Annotated in this window: 13 protein-coding genes; 8 read left to right on the plus strand and 5 right to left on the minus strand. The window is 72.2% G+C overall.

What is annotated here, in order from left to right:
- Positions 1-9: 9 nt before the first annotated feature.
- The 3 genes from AC1D29_RS11815 to AC1D29_RS11825 all read left to right on the plus strand — a co-directional run bounded on the left by AC1D29_RS11815 (position 10) and on the right by AC1D29_RS11825 (position 4,759).
- Positions 10-552 carry an ECF-type sigma factor gene (locus tag AC1D29_RS11815; RefSeq protein ID WP_477897443.1) on the plus strand — a complete coding sequence of 181 codons (543 nt, stop codon included), beginning with the start codon at positions 10-12 and terminating at the stop codon, positions 550-552.
- 107 nt (positions 553-659) lie between these two features.
- On the plus strand, positions 660-3,473 hold the full coding sequence (locus AC1D29_RS11820) for a protein kinase domain-containing protein (RefSeq protein ID WP_477897445.1): 2,814 nt from the start codon (positions 660-662) through the stop codon (positions 3,471-3,473).
- Positions 3,474-3,544: 71 nt separating this feature from the next.
- On the plus strand, positions 3,545-4,759 hold the full coding sequence (locus tag AC1D29_RS11825; protein WP_477897447.1) for a vanadium-dependent haloperoxidase: 1,215 nt from the start codon (positions 3,545-3,547) through the stop codon (positions 4,757-4,759).
- Here the strand turns inward: AC1D29_RS11825 and AC1D29_RS11830 are convergent, their stop codons facing one another.
- Entirely contained in the window at positions 4,760-7,423 is a 2,664-nt protein-coding gene (locus tag AC1D29_RS11830) for a S9 family peptidase (RefSeq protein ID WP_477898298.1), read from the minus strand. It lies immediately after the preceding gene.
- Positions 7,424-7,560: 137 nt separating this feature from the next.
- Between AC1D29_RS11830 and AC1D29_RS11835 the strand changes: the two genes are divergently transcribed.
- The 5 genes from AC1D29_RS11835 to AC1D29_RS11855 all read left to right on the plus strand — a co-directional run bounded on the left by AC1D29_RS11835 (position 7,561) and on the right by AC1D29_RS11855 (position 13,088).
- A complete protein-coding gene (locus AC1D29_RS11835) occupies positions 7,561-10,752 on the plus strand; it encodes a carboxyl transferase domain-containing protein (protein WP_477897449.1) in 3,192 nt (1,063 codons plus the stop codon).
- Between the two features lie 2 nt (positions 10,753-10,754).
- Entirely contained in the window at positions 10,755-11,099 is a 345-nt protein-coding gene (locus AC1D29_RS11840) for a nuclear transport factor 2 family protein (RefSeq protein ID WP_477897451.1), read from the plus strand.
- A gap of 114 nt (positions 11,100-11,213) precedes the next feature.
- Positions 11,214-11,765: a DUF3455 domain-containing protein gene (locus AC1D29_RS11845; protein ID WP_477897453.1), complete on the plus strand. Its 552-nt coding sequence runs from the start codon at positions 11,214-11,216 to the stop codon at positions 11,763-11,765.
- Positions 11,766-11,820: 55 nt separating this feature from the next.
- Complete coding sequence (locus AC1D29_RS11850) at positions 11,821-12,375, plus strand: sigma-70 family RNA polymerase sigma factor (RefSeq protein WP_477897455.1); 555 nt, start codon at positions 11,821-11,823, stop codon at positions 12,373-12,375.
- A complete protein-coding gene (locus tag AC1D29_RS11855; protein WP_477897457.1) occupies positions 12,372-13,088 on the plus strand; it encodes an anti-sigma factor in 717 nt (238 codons plus the stop codon). Before AC1D29_RS11850 ends, AC1D29_RS11855 begins: the two co-directional genes overlap by 4 nt.
- Before the next feature lie 3 nt (positions 13,089-13,091).
- On the opposite strand, the gene cfa is transcribed toward AC1D29_RS11855, so the two are convergent.
- The 4 genes from cfa to AC1D29_RS11875 all read right to left on the minus strand — a co-directional run bounded on the left by cfa (position 13,092) and on the right by AC1D29_RS11875 (position 18,042).
- On the minus strand, positions 13,092-14,273 hold the full coding sequence (cfa, locus tag AC1D29_RS11860; RefSeq protein ID WP_477897459.1) for a cyclopropane fatty acyl phospholipid synthase: 1,182 nt from the start codon (positions 14,271-14,273) through the stop codon (positions 13,092-13,094).
- Positions 14,274-14,396: 123 nt separating this feature from the next.
- Positions 14,397-15,350, minus strand: a complete 954-nt coding sequence (locus AC1D29_RS11865; RefSeq protein ID WP_477897461.1) for a 4-hydroxyproline epimerase — start codon at positions 15,348-15,350, stop codon at positions 14,397-14,399.
- Positions 15,347-16,270 (minus strand): dihydrodipicolinate synthase family protein, encoded by a 924-nt coding sequence (locus AC1D29_RS11870; protein WP_477897463.1) that lies wholly within the window; start codon positions 16,268-16,270, stop codon positions 15,347-15,349. The genes AC1D29_RS11865 and AC1D29_RS11870 overlap by 4 nt, the downstream gene beginning before the upstream one ends.
- 38 nt (positions 16,271-16,308) lie before the next feature.
- A complete protein-coding gene (locus AC1D29_RS11875) occupies positions 16,309-18,042 on the minus strand; it encodes a methyl-accepting chemotaxis protein (RefSeq protein ID WP_477897465.1) in 1,734 nt (577 codons plus the stop codon).
- Positions 18,043-18,173 lie beyond the last annotated feature (131 nt).

The raw sequence follows: 18,173 nt of genomic DNA on the forward strand, positions 1-18,173 counted from the left end.
GATCTGGTCATGCAGATTGATGAAGTCGATGCGCTGATCGCGCGCGTCAACGCCGGAGAGCCCGGCGCGCAGGACGCCTTGTTTGCCACCGCCTACCCGGCGCTGCGCGAGCTGGCCCGTGCCCGGCTGCGCGACAGCGGCGGCCACGCCGGCGGCCTGAACACCACCCAGCTGGTGCATGAAAGCTATCTGCGCCTGGCGCGCAGCTCGCGGCTGCGGCCCGAAAGCCGGCGCGAATTTTTCGCCTTCGCGGCCCGCGTCATGCGCGAGTTCATCGTCGACACGCTGCGCCGCCCGCGCGCCGGCGACGCGCTGACGCTGGACACCCAGGTGGAGGTCGACCTGCCTTCCGACGCCGACGAGGTGCTGCGCCTGCACGATGCGCTGGGCGCGCTGCAGGCCGCCGAGCCGCGCCTGGCCCAGGTGGTCGAGATGCGCTATTTCGGCGGCTACACCGAGGCCGAGATCGGCGAGACGCTGGGCCTGACCGAGCGCACCGTGCGGCGCGACTGGGAGAAGGCCCGCATCCTGCTGCTGGCCCTCCTGCGTTGACATGAGGCCCCTCGCCCAAGGCATACCTTGGCCGGTCCCCCGAGGGGTGGGCTTGGGAACGGCCCGGCGCTCGGCCCGCAGGCCTGGTTTGCCGCAGGGCGGCTGACATGACGCTGGACATCGCCCAGCTGACGCGCCTCAGCGCGCTGCTCGACGAGGTGCTGGACCTGCCGCCCGAGGAGCGCCCGGCCTGGCTGGCGCGGCAGCCGGTCGAGCTGCGCGAGGAGCTGACCCACATGCTGGCCGACCAGCAGCGTCTGGCCGCCGGCGCGATGGCGACGCTGCCCCGGCTGGCCAGCGAGTTGCCCAGCGCGCACGGGGGCGAGCAGGTCGGCCCCTACCGCCTCATCCGGGAGATCGGCCAGGGCGGCATGGGCTCGGTCTGGCTGGCCGAGCGCGCGGACGGCGCCTACGACCGCCGCGTGGCGCTCAAGCTGCCGCGGCGCGCCTGGAGCGAGGCGCTGGCCACGCGGCTGGAGCGCGAGCAGCGCATCAGCGCCCGCCTGGAGCACGCCCACATCGCCCGCTTGTACGACGCCGGCCGCGATGACCAGGGCCGGCCCTTCATCGCCATGGAGTTCGTCGCCGGCCAGCCGATCGACGACCACGTCAAGTCGCACGGCCTGGACCTGCGCGCCACGCTGACGCTGATGCTGCAGGTGCTGGGCGCCGTGGCCTATGCCCATGCCCAGGGCGTCATCCACCGCGACCTCAAGCCCAGCAACGTGCTGGTGGCCGCCGACGGCACGCCACGCCTGCTGGACTTCGGCATCGCCGAGCTGCTGGGCGACGCCGTGGGCGATTCGGCCCACACGCCGCGCCACGCCGCGCCCGAGCAGATCGAGGGCAGCCGTGCGGACGCGCGCTCCGACGTCTACAGCCTGGGCGTCATGCTGCACCAGCTGATCACGGGCCGGCTGCCGTTGTCCGGCGAGACGCCGGCGCTGCCCGCCACCATCCCGCAGCCGGCGCGCAACGAGCTGCAGGCCATGCTGGCCCGCGCGCTGCGGCCCGACCCCGCCGACCGCTACGGCAGCGCGGCGGAGTTCGCGGCCGACCTGCAGGCCCACCAGGACGGACGTCCCATCATGGCCTTGCCGGACAGCGGCTGGCGGTCGCTGCGCCGGCTACTGCGCCTGTACCGCCCCTGGGCCTGGGCCGCCGGCATCGCGCTGCTGGCGCTGACGGTGGGCATCGGCGTGGCCTGGCGCCAGGCCGCGCTGGCCTGGGACGCCGTGCACCGCGAGGAGGCCGCGCGCAGCCTGGTGGGCGACGTCGTGCGCGCCAGCACCAGCGACCAGGCCGGCGGCGCGCAAGGCCTGTTCCAGCGCAGCACCGAGCTGATCGAGCAGCGCTTTGCCGAACAGCACGGGCAGCGCGCGGAGCTGTATGGCGCCGTCGGCGCGGTACTGGGGCGCATGGGCGCTTTCCGACTGGCCTCCGACATCGGCGCGCGCCAGATCGCCGCGCTGACGCAGGCCCAGGCCGCGGCTCCCCAGCTGGCCCAGGCCAGGCTGGCGCTGGCCCGCACGCTGCTGGACGCGCGCGACCCACTGGCCGCCGAGCAGCAGGCCCGCGCCGCGCTGCAGGCCCAGCCCAGCATGCCTGCGCGCATCCTGCTGGCGCGTGCGCTGGTGCGGCGGCAGGCCGCATCCGAGGCCCAGGCCGCCGTGCAGGACATCGAGGCCGGGCAGCCCACCGGCATGGACGCGGCCTGGGCCACCTCGCTGCGCGCTCAGCTGTCGGCGCTGGCCAACCGCCGCGACGACGCGGCCCGCCTGCACGAGGCGGCGGTGCAGCTGGCGCAGCAGCATGCCGCCACGGCGCCGCTGGACCATGTCGTCATCCAGCTCAGCGCCGCCGAGGCGGCCATCCAGTCCCAGGATCGCCAGCTGTCCGATCGGCACCTGTCGCAGGCGCTGGCGGCGCTGCACGAGCTGGGCGGCGAGCACCGCATCCGCGAGGCCTTCACGGCGGCCGCGTTCGCCGCGGCGCGCTTCACGGCCTTCTTCCAGATCAGCGGCGACGAGGCCCTGAAGACCATCCAGGACAGCCGCGCACGGCTGAAGGCCTTGTCCGAACGCGGCCAGCCGGTGGCCGGGGAGATCGATGCGCTGATGGACCTGCACGAAGCTACCGTGCTGGCGCGCATGAACCGCGCCGTCGAGGCCCAGACCCTGCTGGCGCGCAGCCTGCCGGCGCTGGAAGCCTGGGCGCGCACGCCCGGCGAACGGCTGCGGCTGGGGCACACGCTGGGCGACGTCAACGAGGGCCTGGGCCGCTACGACGAGGCCGACCACGGCTACCAGATGGCGCTGAAGGCGCGCCTGGACGGCGGCATGGGCCGCAACCCGATGACGGCCTTCCAGTACAGCTCGGCGGCGGAGAACCTGGCCAAGGCCGGCAAGGTCAGGCAGGCGCTGGCGCTGCTGGACGGCGCGCCGCGCTTCGAGCCCGCGCGTGGCGAGGCCACGCCCGACCCGCTGCGCTACAACCACATGATGGACGCCTCGCGCGCCCGCATCCTGCTGAACGACGGCCAGCCCGAGGCCGCGCTGAAGGCCTTGCCCGAGGCCTGGTTCCACCCCGGCACCGACCGCATCAGCCAGTTCGACGCGCAGGTCGTGCTGGCCATCCGCGGCGAGGCGCGCTGCGCGCTGAAGCAGTGGCAGGCCGGCGCGAGCGACCTGGCACAGAGCCTGCAGCTGGCGCGCAAGGTGCGCGTCGACAGCGGCCCCGACAACCCGGTGCTGGCCCGGCTGCTGGCGGCCCAGGGCCTGTGCGAACTCGGCGCCGGCCGACGCCAGGCCGCCGCCGCGCTGCAGCAGCAGGCCCAGGCCATCCTGCAGGCGCGGCCGGAGGCAGCGCCCTATTTCGGCGAACCCAGCCAGCGGCTGGCAGCTGCGCTCGCCACGCGCTGAGTTCGCGTTGAAGGGCATTGCGCCCCGGTGGTAGCGCGGCTAGCGTCGCCGCTTTGCCACCGGGAGATGCGATGTCCAGATTCCCTCATGCCGCCTGCGGGCTGCTGCTGACGCTGTGCCTGGCCGCCGCGCCGGTGCACGCCGACATCGTCAGCGACTGGGCCGAGGCCGCGCCCAAGGTGCTGGCCAAGTCGCCACGCTCGCAATGGCTGCACACGGTGCTGCTGACCGACCTGGCGATGTTCAACGCGCTGAACGCGATCACGCCGCGCTACCAGGCCTATGGCCCGGCCCCCACGCCGGTGCCCGACGCCGCACCCGAGGCCGCTGTCGCGGCGGCGGCGCGTGTCGTGCTGGGCAGCGTGCCGGGCGCCGACCAGGCGCTGATCGACAAGACCTACGACGCGTCGCTGAAGGCCGTCAGCGACGCCACGGCGCGCGCCAAGGGCGTGGCACTGGGCCGGCGCGTGGGCCTGGCGCTGCTGGCGCTGCGCGCCGACGACAGCTTCGCGCGCGTGGACCCGCCCAAGGTCGAGCCGGCGCCCGGCATCCATGTGCTGACACCGGAGGCCAAGCAGGAGTCGGGCGTGGGCCTGGCGCGCATGAAGCCCTTCGGCATCCGCGACGTGGCGGCGTTCGACCCCGGCCCGCCGCCGGCCGTCGGCAGCGCCGTGGCGCAGCGCGACCTGGCCGAGGTGAAGGCGCTGGGCGGCCGCGTCAGCACGGCGCGCACCGGCGAGCAGTCGGTCATCGCGCTGTTCTGGAACTCCGGCGAGGGCGAGGACGGCGTGCAGATGCTGAAGACGCTGGCCGAGGCCAACAAGGCCACGCCGCTGGAGTTCGCGCGCATGCTGGCGCTGACGGACATGGCCGACCTGGACTCGCGCATCGTCTACACGGGCATCAAGACCAAGTACCGCCATTGGCGGCCCTACAACGCGCTGCGCGGCGCGTTTGCCGATGCCAAGCTGCGCGACGCGAGCTGGGAGCCGCTGATCCACACGCCGCCCAACAGCGACTACCCCTCGGGCGGCGCCGTCGGCGGCGGCACGCTGCAGGCGCTGCTGGCCGCCTTCCGCGGCGACAGCAAGGCGCCGCTGGTGTGGGTCAACTCGGCGCTGTCGATGACGCGCAGCTGGGCCACGCCCGAGGCGCTGGGCCAGGAGCTGGCGTCGTCACGCGTGTGGAGCGGCGTGCACTTCCGCAACTCCGTCGACGTCGGCTACCGCCTCGGCCAGAAGGTGGCCGAGGAAGTGCTGGCGACGCAGCTGCGGCCGCTGAACTGATCAGCGCGCCGGCGTGGCGCGGCCCAGGTTGCGCAGCCAGAAGGCCTCGTACTTGCGGTGCCAGCCGGCCGGCTTGACCGCGCCGCCGAGCGCGTGCTCGCCGTCCGGGTCCAGGAACAGCTCCACCAGCGACTCCTTGCCCGAGTCCAGCAGCTCGCGATAGACGTTGACGGTGTCCTGGTACAGCACGTTGGGGTCCTGCATGCCGTGCACCAGCAGCAGCGGCTTCTTCAGGCCACGCGCCAGCGGCAGCAGCGAGTACTTGCGCAGGTTGGGCTTGGTCCGGTCGACCTTGCCGATGGTGCGGCCGCTGTACCAGCTGTTGTAGTTCTCCCATTCCGTCGGGCCGGCGCCGGCGATGCCGGCGGCGAACAGGTCGGGCCTGGTGTACATCGTGTACTGCGTCTGGAAGCCCCCGAAGCTCCAGCCGTTCAGGCCCACGCGGCCGGCGTCCACGCCGAACTGCGCGGGCAGCAGCTTGACCAGGTCTTCCAGGTCCTCGGCCTGCGGCTCGCCGGCGCGCTCCCAGTTGGCGTCGGAGAACTTGCGGCCGTAGTTGCTGTGGCCGCGCGGGTCCACGGCGATGGTCACGTAGCCATGCTTGGCGGCCATGTACTGGCCGAACAGGTAGGCGGTGTTCTGGAAGCTGTCGACCTCGACGATGTGGCGGTCGTTCAGCGGGCCGCCGTAGACGTAGACCACGGCCGGGCGCTTGTCGCTGGCCTGCCAGCCGGCGGGCTTGAAGGCGTAGGCCTCGATGCGGTCGCCATGGCGGTTGGTGAAGTGGAAGCGCTCCGGGCGCAGCAGGTTCAGCGCACTCCAGGCCTTGTCGGTGGAGTCGGTCAGCACGCGGCTTGCGGTCTTGCCGTCGGCGGCCAGCAGCTTCAGCTCGGGACGCTGGGCCCAGTTGCCGGCGTTGGCGCTGAGCCAGCGGCCGTCGAACGATGACACCGCCGCGCGGTGGTACTCGCCGGGCGCGCCCAGCGCGGTCATGCCGCCGGTGGCCAGGTCGACGCGGAACAGGTTCATCGCCGCCGCATCGCCCTGGTTGGCCAGCACGAACATGGCCTTGCTGTCCGGCGTGAAGCCGACCACCTGGTGGGCCTCGAACTCGCCCTTGACCAGCGGCCGCAGCACCTTGTCCTCGACGTTGATGCCGTAGGGCTGGCGCCAGCCGGTCTCGTCCAGCGTCAGCACCAGCAGCTTGCCGTCGGGCGTGAAGCGCGGCTGCAGCACGTTGACCACCTCGTGGCCCACGTCGCCGCGGCGCTCCAGCACCATCTCGGGCTTGGCGTTCTCGTCGGCATTGCCGAGGTAGACGCGCAGCAGCTCCTTCTCGCGCTCCCAGGTCGTGAACGCGTAGCGGCTGCCGTCGCGCGCCCAGGCCACGGTGCTCATCTCGAACCAGACGTCGCCGCCGGTGTGCGTGAACACCGGCGCTGGCTGCTTGCGCGGCGGCTCGGCGCCGGCCGGCACCTGGCGGATGTACAGCGCCATCGGCTGCAGCGTGCGCTTGTCGTCCGACACCTCGCGATTGACCTTCTTGGCCGTGGCCCAGCGGTCGCTGTAATTCATGATCTCGACCTGGCGGCCGGTCGGCGGCGGCACGGGCTTGCCGTCGGGGCCGGGCGGGTTCACCGGCGCGCGCGCCACCAGCGACATCCAGCGGCCGTTCTCGCTGATCTGCGTCTCGACGATGCGGTACTTCTTTTGCTCGTCGTCCGGGTGGATGAGGTCGCGGTTGAGCACCTGCGCCCCGGCCTGCGCGAAGCGGGCGCGCAGCACGCGGCCGTCGTCGGTGTAGATGAAGCCGCCGTCGTCCGGCGTGTAGGCGACGATGCGCAGGTCGCGCTGCGTCGTCAGCAGCGCCACCGGCGCGGCCTCGCCCACCTGCCAGCGGTACAGGCCGCCGCGGTACTGGAAGATCAGCTCGTCGGCCTTCAGCGCCCAGACGAACTGCGTCGGGCCGGGGTAGAGGTCGGCGGGCTTGAGCTTGTCGCGCACCAGCTTCTTCTTGAGCTCGTCGCGCAGCTCCCAGGTCTCCTTGGCCTTGTCGGCGGCGGCCGACGCGGCGGACGCCGGTGCCGCGGCGGCAGCCACCACCGGCTTGCCGGCACGCCTGGCGGCCAGTTCGGCCATGGCCTTCTTCTCGGCCTCGGCCTCGGCCTTGTCGGCGGCCTTCTGCGCGTCGTCCTTGGCCTTCTTGTCGGCCAGCTCCTGCTTGACCTTCTCCAGCGCGGCGCGCTCCCACTGCGACAGGTCGACCTTGTCGCCGCGCAGATAGGCCTGCTGCGCCACCTCGCGGGCCTGGCGTTCGGCGTACTCGGTCTGGCGCTGCTTGAGCTTCCTGTCGAAACGCTCGGTGTCCTCGGGCGCGTCGAAGGCCGCCATCAGCTGCGGCGACGTCAGGCGCTGCGTCTTGCCGGTGCGGGTGTCGTGCACATAGAGGTCCGTGCCCGGCTCGCCAAAGGGGTTCCACAGATAGGCCAGGTAGCGGCCGCTGCGGCTGAAGGCGGCCTCCTTGGCGTTCTCGCCGCGGTAGGGCTCGGCGCGGAAGATCTGCTCGAGGCTGGGCGCCGCGGTGGCGGGCGCGGTCTGCGCCTGCGGCATCGTGGCCGCGAGGGTCAAGGCAAGGGCCAGGCTGCAGGCGGCAGCGAAGGTCACGGGCTTCAAGGGGGTCTCCTGAACTGCCCCCTAGGGTTAGGGGCCGCGAATTCTAGGCAGGGGGCGTCGACCGCCCATTCGTCACGCCCTGGCCAGCCGGTGGTTTGGCACGCACGGCCCTAGGATGCCGCCCAGCCATGGTCGATCCCACCCCTCGCCCCTTCCGCAAAGTCCTCGTTGCCAACCGTGGCGAGATCGCGCTGCGCGTGCTGCGCGCGCTGCACGACCTCGGCCTGGATGCCGTTGCCGTGCACGCCGCGGACGACACGGCATCCAGCCACGCCAGCGCCGCGGACGAGGTCGTCGCGCTGCCGGCCAGCGGGCCGGCGGCCTATCTGGACATAGACGGCCTCGTCGCCGTGGCGCTGCGCACCGGCTGCCAGGCCATCCACCCGGGTTACGGCTTCCTGAGCGAGCGGGCCGATTTCGCCCAGGCCTGCGCCGCGGCCGGACTGGTGTTCATCGGCGCGACGCCGGCGCAGCTGGCGCGTTTTGGCGACAAGGCCAGCGCGCGCGCCCTGGCACAGCAATGCGGCGTGCCGGTGCTGGCGGGCAGCGCGGGCGCCGTGACGCTGGACCAGGCCCAGGCCTTCTTCGCCGCGGCGGGCGGCGGGGCCGTCATGCTGAAGGCCCTCGCCGGCGGCGGTGGCCGCGGCATGCGCGCGGTGCTGAGCGCCGACGCGCTGCCGGCCGCGTTCGAGCGCTGCCGCTCCGAGGCGGGCGCGGCCTTCGGCGTCGACGGCGTCTACGTCGAGCGGCTGATGCGCGGTGCCCGCCACATCGAGGTGCAGGTGCTGGGCGACGGCGTGGACGTCGTCGCGCTGGGCGAGCGCGACTGCACGCTGCAGCGGCGCTTCCAGAAGCTGGTCGAGATGGCGCCCTGCCCGGTGCTGGGCGACGCGTTGCGCGCACAGTTGACCGACGCCGCGCTGCGCATGGCGCGCGCGGCCAAGTTCCTGGGCCTGGGCACCTTCGAGTTCCTCGTCGACGTGGCGCGCGGCGAGTTCGTCTTCATCGAGGCCAATGCGCGGCTGCAGGTCGAGCACACGGTCACCGAGGCCGTCACCGGCCAGGACCTGGTGCAGCTGCAGATCGGCGTCGCCGCCGGGCGCCGGCTGGCCGAGCTGGGCTTGAGCGAGCCGCCACCGGCGCAGGGCTTTGCGATCCAGTGGCGCATCAACGCCGAAGGCGACGGCCGGCTGGACCGCTTCGACCTGGCCCAGGGCCCCGGCGTGCGCGTGGACACGCATGGCGTGGCGGGCAGCACGCCGTCGCCGCTGTACGACAGCCTGCTGGCCAAGCTCATCGTGTCGTCGCGCAGCCCGCAGTTCGCCGACGCCCTCCGGCGCTCGCAGCGCGCGCTGGCCGAATGCCGCATCGAAGGCGTCGCCACCAACCTGGCGCTGCTGCGCACGCTGGCCGCGCGGCCCGAACTGGGCGGCAGCGAGCTGCACACGGGCTGGCTGGAAGCGCACCTGCCCGAGCTGCTGCCCGAGCGGACTGACGCTAGCGCCGACCCGCAGGCCGTGCCGGCACCGATGGCCGGGCGGCTGCTGCAGCTCAGCGTCGCGGCCGGCGACCTGGTCGCGGCCGGCGCCGAGCTGGCCGTCGTCGAGGCGATGAAGATGGAGCACGTGGTCGCCGCGCCGCGCGCGGGCCGCGTCAGCGCGCTGCTGGCCGGGGCCGGGCAGCAGGTCGTCAGCGGCCAGCCGCTGTTGACGCTGGCGCCCACGGACGACACGACGGCAGCCGTCGACACGACCACCGCAAGCGACCCGGACCACATCCGCCCCGACCTGCAGCGCCTGCTCGACCGCAGCGCCTTCACGCAGGACGCCGCCCGCCCCGACGCCATCGCCAGGCGGCACGCGCAGGGCCAGCGCACGGCGCGCGAGAACATCGCCGACCTCTGCGACGCCGGCTCCTTCATCGAGTACGGCGCGCTGGCCGTCGCCGCGCAGTCGCGCCGCCGCACGGCCGAAGACCTGATCGCCAACACGCCGGCCGACGGCATCGTCACCGGCATCGGCGCGGTCAACGGCAGCGAGTTCGGCGCAGAGGCTGCCCGCACGGTGGTCATGGCCTACGACGCGACCGTGCTGGCCGGCACGCAGGGCGCCCGCAACCATGCCAAGACCGACCGCATGCTGGGCATCGCCGCCGAACAGCGCCTGCCCGTCGTGCTGTTCGCCGAAGGCGGCGGCGGCCGGCCGGGCGACACCGACATGCCGGTCGTCGCCGGCCTGCATGTGCCCACCTTCGCCAGCTACGCCGCGCTGTCGGGCCGGGTGCCCGTCGTCGGCATCGCCGCCGGGCGCTGCTTTGCCGGCAATGCGGCGCTGCTGGGCTGCAGCGACGTCATCATCGCCACGCGCCGCAGCAACATCGGCATGGGCGGCCCGGCCATGGTGGAAGGTGGCGGGCTGGGCGTGTTCAAGCCCGAGCAGATCGGCCCGGCGGATGTGCAGCACGGCAATGGCGTCATCGACGTGCTGGTCGACGACGAGGCCCAGGCCGTGGCCGCCGCGCGCCACTACCTGTCCTTCTTCCAGGGCCGCCGCCCGCACTGGACAGCGCCCGATGCGCGACGGCTGCGCGACGTGGTGCCGGAGAACCGGCTGCGCGTCTACGACAGCCGGGCGGTGCTGCCGTCGCTGTTCGACGAGGGCAGCGTGCTTGTGCTGCGCACGGGTTTCGGCACCGGCCTGCACACGGCGCTGGCGCGCATCGAGGGCCGGCCGGTGGGCGTCATCGCCAGCAACCCGCTGCACCTGGGCGGCGCCATCGACGCCGACGCCGCCGACAAGGCCGCCCGCTTCATGCAGCTGTGCAACGCGCATGGCCTGCCGCTGATCAGCCTCATCGACACGCCGGGCTTCATGGTCGGGCCGGACATCGAGGCGCAAGCCCAGGTGCGGCATGTCAGCCGCCTGTTCGTCACCGCCGGCGCGCTGCGCGTGCCCTTCTTCGCCGTCGTGCTGCGCAAGAGCTATGGCCTGGGCGCGATGGCGCTGGCCGCAGGTGGCCTGCACCGGCCGGTGTTCACCATCGCCTGGCCCACAGGCGAGTTCGGCGCGATGGGGCTGGAGGGCGCCGTGCGGCTGGGCTTTCGCAAGGAGCTGGCGGCGCTGCCGGAGGGGCCGGACCGCGAGGCACTCTTCCAGCGCCTGGTCGCCCAGCAATACGCCAACGGCGAAGCGATCAACCTGGCGGCGACGCTGGAGATCGATGCCGTCATCGACCCCGCCGACACGCGCGCCTGGCTGGCACGCGGTCTGGCCTCGGCGCGCGTGCGCCCCCCGGACACCCGTTTTATCGACACCTGGTGATGATGAGCAACAAGACCCTGGACCTCGTCCACGCCTACCTGGCGGCCTATGCGGCGCGCGACCTCGCGGCCATCGCGCCGCTGCTGGCCGACGACGTCACGCTGCGCGACTGGAAGATCCGCGTCGTCGGCAAGGCCGCGGCATTGGAAGAGACACGCAAGAACTTCGCGGCCGCGCAGCAGATCGGCATCGACGTGCTGGCCGCCTACGAGCGCCCGGGCGGCGCGGCGGCCGAGCTGAAGATCGTCGTCAACGGGCGCGACACGCTGTTCGTCGTCGACGTGTTCGACCTCGACAGCGACGGCCGCATCGCCGCCATCCGCGCCTACCTCGGCCGGGGCGACTGAGGCCGCAAGAAATATTTTTCAGCTCTCTGCATCCAAGGCCGGCGCTGGCGGCTAGTGGGAGGGTGAGCTTCGGCCACACCGGTCTTGCTACCCCCCAACTTCTGGAGATTCACCATGCAGAAAACCGCTGCCACCGCCCTGACGCTGTTCGCCGTCGTCGCCTTGTCCGCCTGCGCCGGCATGACCCCGCCCGCGCCCGTCTTCAGCCAGGCCGCGCTGCCGGATGCCGTCAAGGTGCCGGCCGGCCACCGCGTCGCGCTGGAAACCGTCGGCGTGGGCGAGATCACCTACGAATGCCGCGCCAAGGCCAACATGGCGGGCGCGTTCGAGTGGGTGTTCGTCGGCCCCAAGGCAGACCTGAACAGCCGCACCGGCGCCAAGCTGGGCAGCTACTTCGGCCCGCCGGCCACCTGGGTGGCCAATGACGGCTCCAAGTTCACCGGCACGCAGGTCGCCGTGTCGCCCCACACGGCCGGCAACATCCCGCTGCAGCTCGTCAAGGCCAACCCGGCCTCGGGTCCCGGCGCCATGATGGACGTGACCTTCGTGCAGCGCGTGGCCACGCAGGGCGGCGTGGCACCGGCCCTGCCCTGCGACGCCGCCGGCGTGGGCCGCAAGGAGATCGTCAAGTACCAGGCCGACTACATCTTCTGGAAAGCCGCCTGACCTGGGCACCTGGGCTGGGCTAGAGTCCGCGCGACCTGCCCAGCCCCGATCCGCCTTGCCCACCCCGCAACCTCCGTTCGACTACGAAGCCGCGCTGCTCGCCTGCGCGCGGGGCGAGCGCTTTGCGTTGCGCGCGCTGTACGAGCGCGAGGCGCGCTGGCTGCTGGGTGTGGCACTGCGCATCGTGCGCGACCGCGAACGGGCCGAGGACGTGTTGCACGACGCCTTCATGCAGGTCTGGGACCATGCCGCCACCTTCCAGCCCGCGCTGGGCTCCGGGCGCGGCTGGGTCTACACCGTCGTGCGCCACGCCGCGCTGAAGGCCGCGCGCGAGCCCGGCCGCCTGCAGGTCATGGACGTGACGGAACTGACCGCCTTGTCCGACGCGCGGCAGCGTGATGACGGCGCCGGCGAGGACCGCGGGCTGGACGCCGACAGCCTGGAACGCTGCCTGCAGCGGCTGGATGCGCCCCGCCGCGCCTGCGTGATGCACGCCTTCGTGGACGGCTACACGCACGAGCAGATCGCCGCGCGGCTGAACACGCCGCTGGGCACCGTCAAGTCGTGGATCAAGCGCAGCCTGGCGAGCCTGAAGGAGTGCCTGGCGTGATCGCGCTGCACGACCCCGACGAGCGCGACGCCGCGGCCGGCGAGTACGTGCTGGGCACGCTCAGCGCCGAGGACCATGCCGCCGTCGCCGCCGCGCTGCCGCGCGACGCCGCGCTGCGCGCCGCCGTGTACGCCTGGCAGGACCGGCTGCTGCCGCTGAGCGCGCAGGCGCCCGCTGTCGAGCCAGCAGCGTCGCTGTGGACGCGCGTGTCCGTCGAACTGGACAGCCGCACGCCGCCCGGCAAGCCGCGCGAAGCGCGCCCCCCGTGGTGGCAGGGCTTGCGCTTCTGGCAAGGCCTCAGCGCCGTCGGCGTCGCCGCGTCGCTGCTGCTGGCGTTGCGCCTGCTCGCGCCGCTGCCGGCGGCCGACGGGCCGCGCTACATCGCGCTGCTGGAAAGCCCGGACGAGCGCCGCGCCACCGGCTGGGTGGTGGAGCTGCAGGCGGGCCACACGCTGCGCCTGGTGCCGGTGGGCGACAGCCCGCCCGTGCCGCCGGGCCGCGCGCTGCAGTTCTGGACCAAGCCGCAGGGCGCGGCCGGCCCCACGTCGCTGGGCCTGGTGCGCGCCGGCCAGACGGTGGAGATGCCGGTGGCGCGCCTGCCCGCCGTGGGCGCGCAGCAGCTGTTCGAGATCACGCTGGAGCCCGAGGCCGGCTCGCCCATCGGCCGCCCGACCGGGCCCATCCTGTTCGTCGGCCGCACCGTGGCGCTGTGAGCGTCAAGCGGGCCGGAACGACCGGTAAACCTCGCGCCGCTCCGGCCGGCTCAGGACCAGCTGCCAGAGCTGGCCCTGGCGCGAGCGGAAGAAGCCGGCGCAGCTGAGCAGGTAGTAACGGAACATGCGGCGAAAGCCCTCGTCGTAGCGCGAGCTCAGCCGGGCCCAGGCGGCCTCGAAGCGCTCGGCCCAGCACATCAGCGTGCGGTCGTAGTCGGGCCCGAAGTTGTGCCAGTCCTCGACGACGAAGCGGCCCTCCAGCGCGCCGGCCAGCTCCACGGGCGACGGCAGCTTGCCGTTGGGGAAGATGTAGCGCTCTATCCACGGGTCCGTGTGCGGCGCGCGGCGGTCCACGCCGATGCTGTGCAGCAGGAACAGGCCGTCCGGCGCCAGCAGACGACGCGCGGTGTCGAAGTAGACGCCGTAGTTCTTCAGCCCCACATGCTCGAACATGCCCACCGACACGACCTTGTCGAAACGACCCTGCAGCGAACGGTAGTCCTGCAGCAGCAGCGTGACGGGCAGGCCCTGACAGCGCTGCTGGGCGATGGCCAGCTGCTCCTTGCTGATGGTGATGCCGGTCACGCGCACGCCATAGCGCTCGGCGGCAAAGCGCGCCAGGCCGCCCCAGCCGCAGCCGATGTCCAGCAGCGTCTCGCCAGGCTGCAACTCCAGCTTGCGGCAGATCATGTCCAGCTTGTCGACCTGGGCCTGCTCCAGGTCGTGGGCGTTGGCCCAGTAGGCGCAGGAATAGATCATGCGCGAGTCCAGCATGGCCTCGAAGACGTCGTTGCCGGCGTCGTAATGGTGTTCGCCGACCTGGTGCGCGCGTTCCTCCGTCTGCAGGTTGAACAGGCGCTGGCGCAGGCTCTCCAGCAGCAGCTTGAGCCGCGCGGTGCCGGGGGCGGTGCGGTCCAGTTCGGCGCGCAGCAGGCGCTCGAACATCATGTCCAGCCGCTCGCAGTCCCAGTCGCCGTCGACATAGGCCTCGCCGGCACCCAGCGACCATTGCGTCAGGATGCGGCGGTAGGCGCGGGCGTCATTGACGCGCATGTCCCAGGGCCGCGTGCCATTGATCTGCACATCGGCCCGCGCGAGCAGTTCGCGCAGGACGGGGGGCGGGTGTACCGCCGGTTGTGGTTTGGGGCCTTGTGGCCGGGACAGCGTGGCTTGCTCCGACTGCATGCTCGACAGCTCCTTCCAACGACAGCCGCCCGGCCTCGTGGACCCGGCGTGACGCCCCAAGTTTGCCGTCGCGGTCGCGCCGCTGCAGTCCCAGATTTCAATGCCCGCGATAGGGGCATTGCATCAGCCGGGGCCGGGCAGGCCCCAGCCGAAGGGGTCGGCCGCGTCGATGAGCAGCGTCGCCTCCGCGCTGATGAAGGCCTGGCCGCGGATGGTGGGCACGATGCTTGCCGCGTCACCCACTGGGACGTCGTACCAGCCTTCAAAGACGCTGCCGATGACGCTGGCCTGGCGCCAGACCTCGCCCAGCGCGAGCTTCGCGCCCGCGGCCAGGCAGGCCAGTTTGGCGCTGGTGCCGGTGCCGCAGGGCGAACGGTCGTACTGGCGGCCGGGGCACAGCACGAAGCTGCGGCTGTCAGCCAGCGCCGGGTCGGCAGCGGCGAACAGCTCGATGTGGTCGATGACGGCGCCGTCCGCGCCGCGGTGGCCCTGGGCGTGCAAGGCCTCGCCCAGCTGGGCGGCGTAGTCGGTCAGCGCGGCGACGCGCTCGGGGGCCACGACCTGGCCATGGTCGGCGCACAGGAAGAACCAGTTGCCGCCCCAGGCGATGTCGCCGGTCACGACCTGGCCCGTCGGCAGCGTCACGGCCACGTCAGCCGTCAGCCGGTAAGCCGGCACGTTGCGCACGCTGACCTTGCCGTCGGCATGCAGCGTGGCCCGCACGTCGCCTACCGGCGTCTCGATGACATGCTCGCCCGGCGCGATGCGCCCCAGGTGGGCCAGCGTCGCCACCAGGCCGATCGTGCCGTGGCCGCACATGCCCAGGTAGCCGGCGTTGTTGAAGAAGATGACACCGGCCGCGTGCGCCGGGTCGGCCGGTGCGCACAGCAGCGCGCCCACCAGCACGTCGCTGCCGCGCGGCTCCAGCAGCGTCGCGCGGCGGTAGCGGTCGTGCTCGCTCGCCAGCAACTCGCGTCGCTGAGCCATGGTGCCCGTGCCGAGGTCGGGAAAGCCGTCGATGACGACCCGCGTCGGCTCGCCGCCAGTGTGCGAGTCGATGATCTGGATGCGCTTCATGGCCGGGACTGGCAGTGCGCCGGCCGCGTCGCCAGCGCCCGCGCGACCAGCGTTTCAACCCGCTCGCGCTCCACGCCCACCAGCGGCAGCCGCGGCCGGCGCATGTGCTCCGTGCCCACGCCCACCAGCACGTCGATGAGCTTCAGGTTCTGCACCAGCTTGGTCGACACGTCCAGGTGCAGCAGCGGTGTCATCCAGCGGTAGATGGCGCGCGCCTCGTCCCAGCGGCCTTCCTGCATCAGGTCGAACAGCGCCACCGTCTCGCGCGGGAAGGCGCAGCCCACGCCGGCCAGCAAGCCGTCGCAGCCCAGCGCCAGGCCCTCGAAGGCCAGGTCGTCCACGCCCATGAAGAGCTGGTAGCGGTTGCCCAGCAGGTTGCGCAGGTCGGTGATGCGGGTCACGTCGCCGCTGCTCTCCTTGATGGCGGCGATGTGCTCGCTGTGCGCACCGCCGGCCAGCTCGGCGAAGTGCTCCGGCTTCAGGTCCACGCGGTACGCGACCGGGTTGTTGTAGACCATCAGCGGCCGCTGGGCCGCATTGGCGTACGCGCGCACATTGGCCATGGCCTCGCGTGCGTCGGCCACGTAGATGACCGACGGCATGACCATGTAGCCGGCCACGCCCAGCGCGTTGGCGCCCTCGATGAAGCGCAGCGCCTCGCGCGTGCTGGTCTCGGACACGGTGGCCAGCACCGGCACGCGGCCGTTGGCGGCATCCAGCGCGCAGCGCGCCACGGCCAGCTTCTCGTCCAGCGCCAGCGTGCTGGCCTCGCCCAGCGAACCGCAGCAGACGACACCGTGGATGCCGTTGCGGACCTGGAAGTCGATGTGGCGTGCCGTGCCGGCGAAGTCCAGGCTTTCGTCGGCGTGGAACTTGGTGGTGACGGCGGGGAAGACGCCGCGCCAGGGAAGGGTCTGCATCGGGGGCTCCTGAGATCAGGGGCCCGATGTTCGCTCAACTAGAAGGAGGTCCATTCGTCGTCGGCCGCGGCAGCGGCGGCCGGCGCGGCGGGGGCCACGGGCGACACCGTCGCCGCAAAGGCGCGCACGGGTGCCGCCTTGGCCATGGGCTTGGCCGCGGCCTTGGGTGCGAAGACCGCCTTGGGCCTGGGCGCTTTCGCCGCGGCCGGCCGGGGCGCCGCGGCGGCATCGAGCTTGAAGGCGGACACCGTCTCGGCAAGCTGGCGCGCCTGGGCGCGCAGGCTCTCGGCGGCGGCGGCGCTTTGCTCGACGAGGGCGGCGTTCTGCTGCGTGACCTGGTCGAGCTGGTTGACGGCCTCGCCGATCTGGCCAATGCCCTTGCTCTGCTCGCCGCTGGCGGCGCTGATCTCGCTGATCAGGTCGGCCACGCGCTGCACCTGGCTGACGACCTCGCCCATCGTGCGGCCGGCCTCGCCGACCAGCGTGTTGCCAGCCTCCACGCGCTCGACGCTGGCGCCGATCAAGGCCTTGATCTCGCGCGCCGCCTCGGCGCTGCGCTGGGCGAGCAGGCGCACCTCCCCGGCCACGACCGCAAAGCCCCGCCCCTGCTCGCCGGCCCGCGCGGCCTCGACCGCCGCGTTCAGCGCCAGGATGTTGGTCTGGAAGGCGATGCCGTCGATGGTGCCGATGATGTCGGCGATCTTCTTGGAGCTGGTCGTGATCTGGTCCATCGTCTCGACGACCTGGCCCATGACCTGGCCGCCGCTCTCGGCCACGCGCGCGGCACTGGTGGCCAGCTGGGCGGCCTGGCGGGCGGTGTCGGTGTTGTGGTTGACGGTGGCGCTCAACTCCTCCATGGAGGCCGCCGTCTCCTGCAGGTTGCTGGCCTGCTGCTCGGTGCGCTGGCTCAGGTCGGCATTGCCTTGGGCGATCTGGCCACTGGCGGTGGCGACGCTGTCGGCATTGCCACGCACCGCGCCGACGATGCTCACCAGCGAGTCGTTCATGCGCTGCAGCGCGCCCAACAGCAGCCCGGCCTCGTCCTTGCGGTCCGTGACCAGGCGCAGGCGCAGGTCGCCGCCGGCCACGGTCTCGGCGGCGTTGACGGCCTGTTGGATGGGCGTCACCACGGAGCGCGTGATCAGCAGCGCCATCGCCGCGCCGATGGCGATGGCGGCCACGGCAGCCACCACGACGGCGATGGCGGCGAAGTCCACCGTGTCGTCGGCCGTTCTGGCCGCCGCATGCATCAGGTCCTTCTGGAAGTCGATCAAGGTCTCCAGCGCCTTGAAATACTGTGCCTGCAGGCCTTCGGTTTCACCCAGCAGCAGGTCGCGCGCCGCTTCGGTCTCGTCCTTCATGCCCAGGTCGATGACTTTGCGCACGGAGACGACGAACTGGCCGCGCTGCTGCACGGCCAAGGCCATCAGCTGACGGCCGCGCTCGGACTTGATGCTCGCGTCGAGTTTCTCGAACACCTCCTGGGTCAGCTTGGCGACAGCCTCGACCGTCGCCAGCTGTTTGCGCTTGCCCTCCACGTTGGGCAGCAGCAGCACGTTGCGCACCGCCTGCGCCGTCAGATTGACGTTGTCCTTGATCTCCTCGAGCTGATGGACCTTGACGATGCGGTCATCGACCATCATGGCCAGTTCGTCGTTGACGCGGATCAGCGCCGTGCGGGCATAGGCGGCCATCAGCACGGTGAAGGCGATGGAGATCGCGAACGCCAGACCGAGGCGTCGGCCGATGCGCAGGTTGGTGAGGAGGTTCATGCGTAGGCTCCCTGTGAGTGCGTTGCTGAACAAGGCTCGGGCCGCGCAGCGGGCATCTCGGCTCTGTAGGGATGCGCGGTGTGCGAGTCTGTGCCATTCTGCTGACGCAACGCAAGGCGCATTTGCGCCAC

Source organism: Roseateles sp. P1_C6 (assembly GCF_056406315.1).

Coding starts and splice junctions, on each gene's coding strand:
- AC1D29_RS11815 (WP_477897443.1), top strand. CDS start 10: ATGCAGATTGATGAAGTCGATGCGCTGATCGCGCGCGTCAACGCCGGA.
- AC1D29_RS11820 (WP_477897445.1), top strand. CDS start 660: ATGACGCTGGACATCGCCCAGCTGACGCGCCTCAGCGCGCTGCTCGAC.
- AC1D29_RS11825 (WP_477897447.1), top strand. CDS start 3,545: ATGTCCAGATTCCCTCATGCCGCCTGCGGGCTGCTGCTGACGCTGTGC.
- AC1D29_RS11835 (WP_477897449.1), top strand. CDS start 7,561: ATGGTCGATCCCACCCCTCGCCCCTTCCGCAAAGTCCTCGTTGCCAAC.
- AC1D29_RS11840 (WP_477897451.1), top strand. CDS start 10,755: ATGAGCAACAAGACCCTGGACCTCGTCCACGCCTACCTGGCGGCCTAT.
- AC1D29_RS11845 (WP_477897453.1), top strand. CDS start 11,214: ATGCAGAAAACCGCTGCCACCGCCCTGACGCTGTTCGCCGTCGTCGCC.
- cfa (WP_477897459.1), bottom strand. CDS start 14,273: ATGCAGTCGGAGCAAGCCACGCTGTCCCGGCCACAAGGCCCCAAACCA.
- AC1D29_RS11865 (WP_477897461.1), bottom strand. CDS start 15,350: ATGAAGCGCATCCAGATCATCGACTCGCACACTGGCGGCGAGCCGACG.
- AC1D29_RS11870 (WP_477897463.1), bottom strand. CDS start 16,270: ATGCAGACCCTTCCCTGGCGCGGCGTCTTCCCCGCCGTCACCACCAAG.
- AC1D29_RS11875 (WP_477897465.1), bottom strand. CDS start 18,042: ATGAACCTCCTCACCAACCTGCGCATCGGCCGACGCCTCGGTCTGGCG.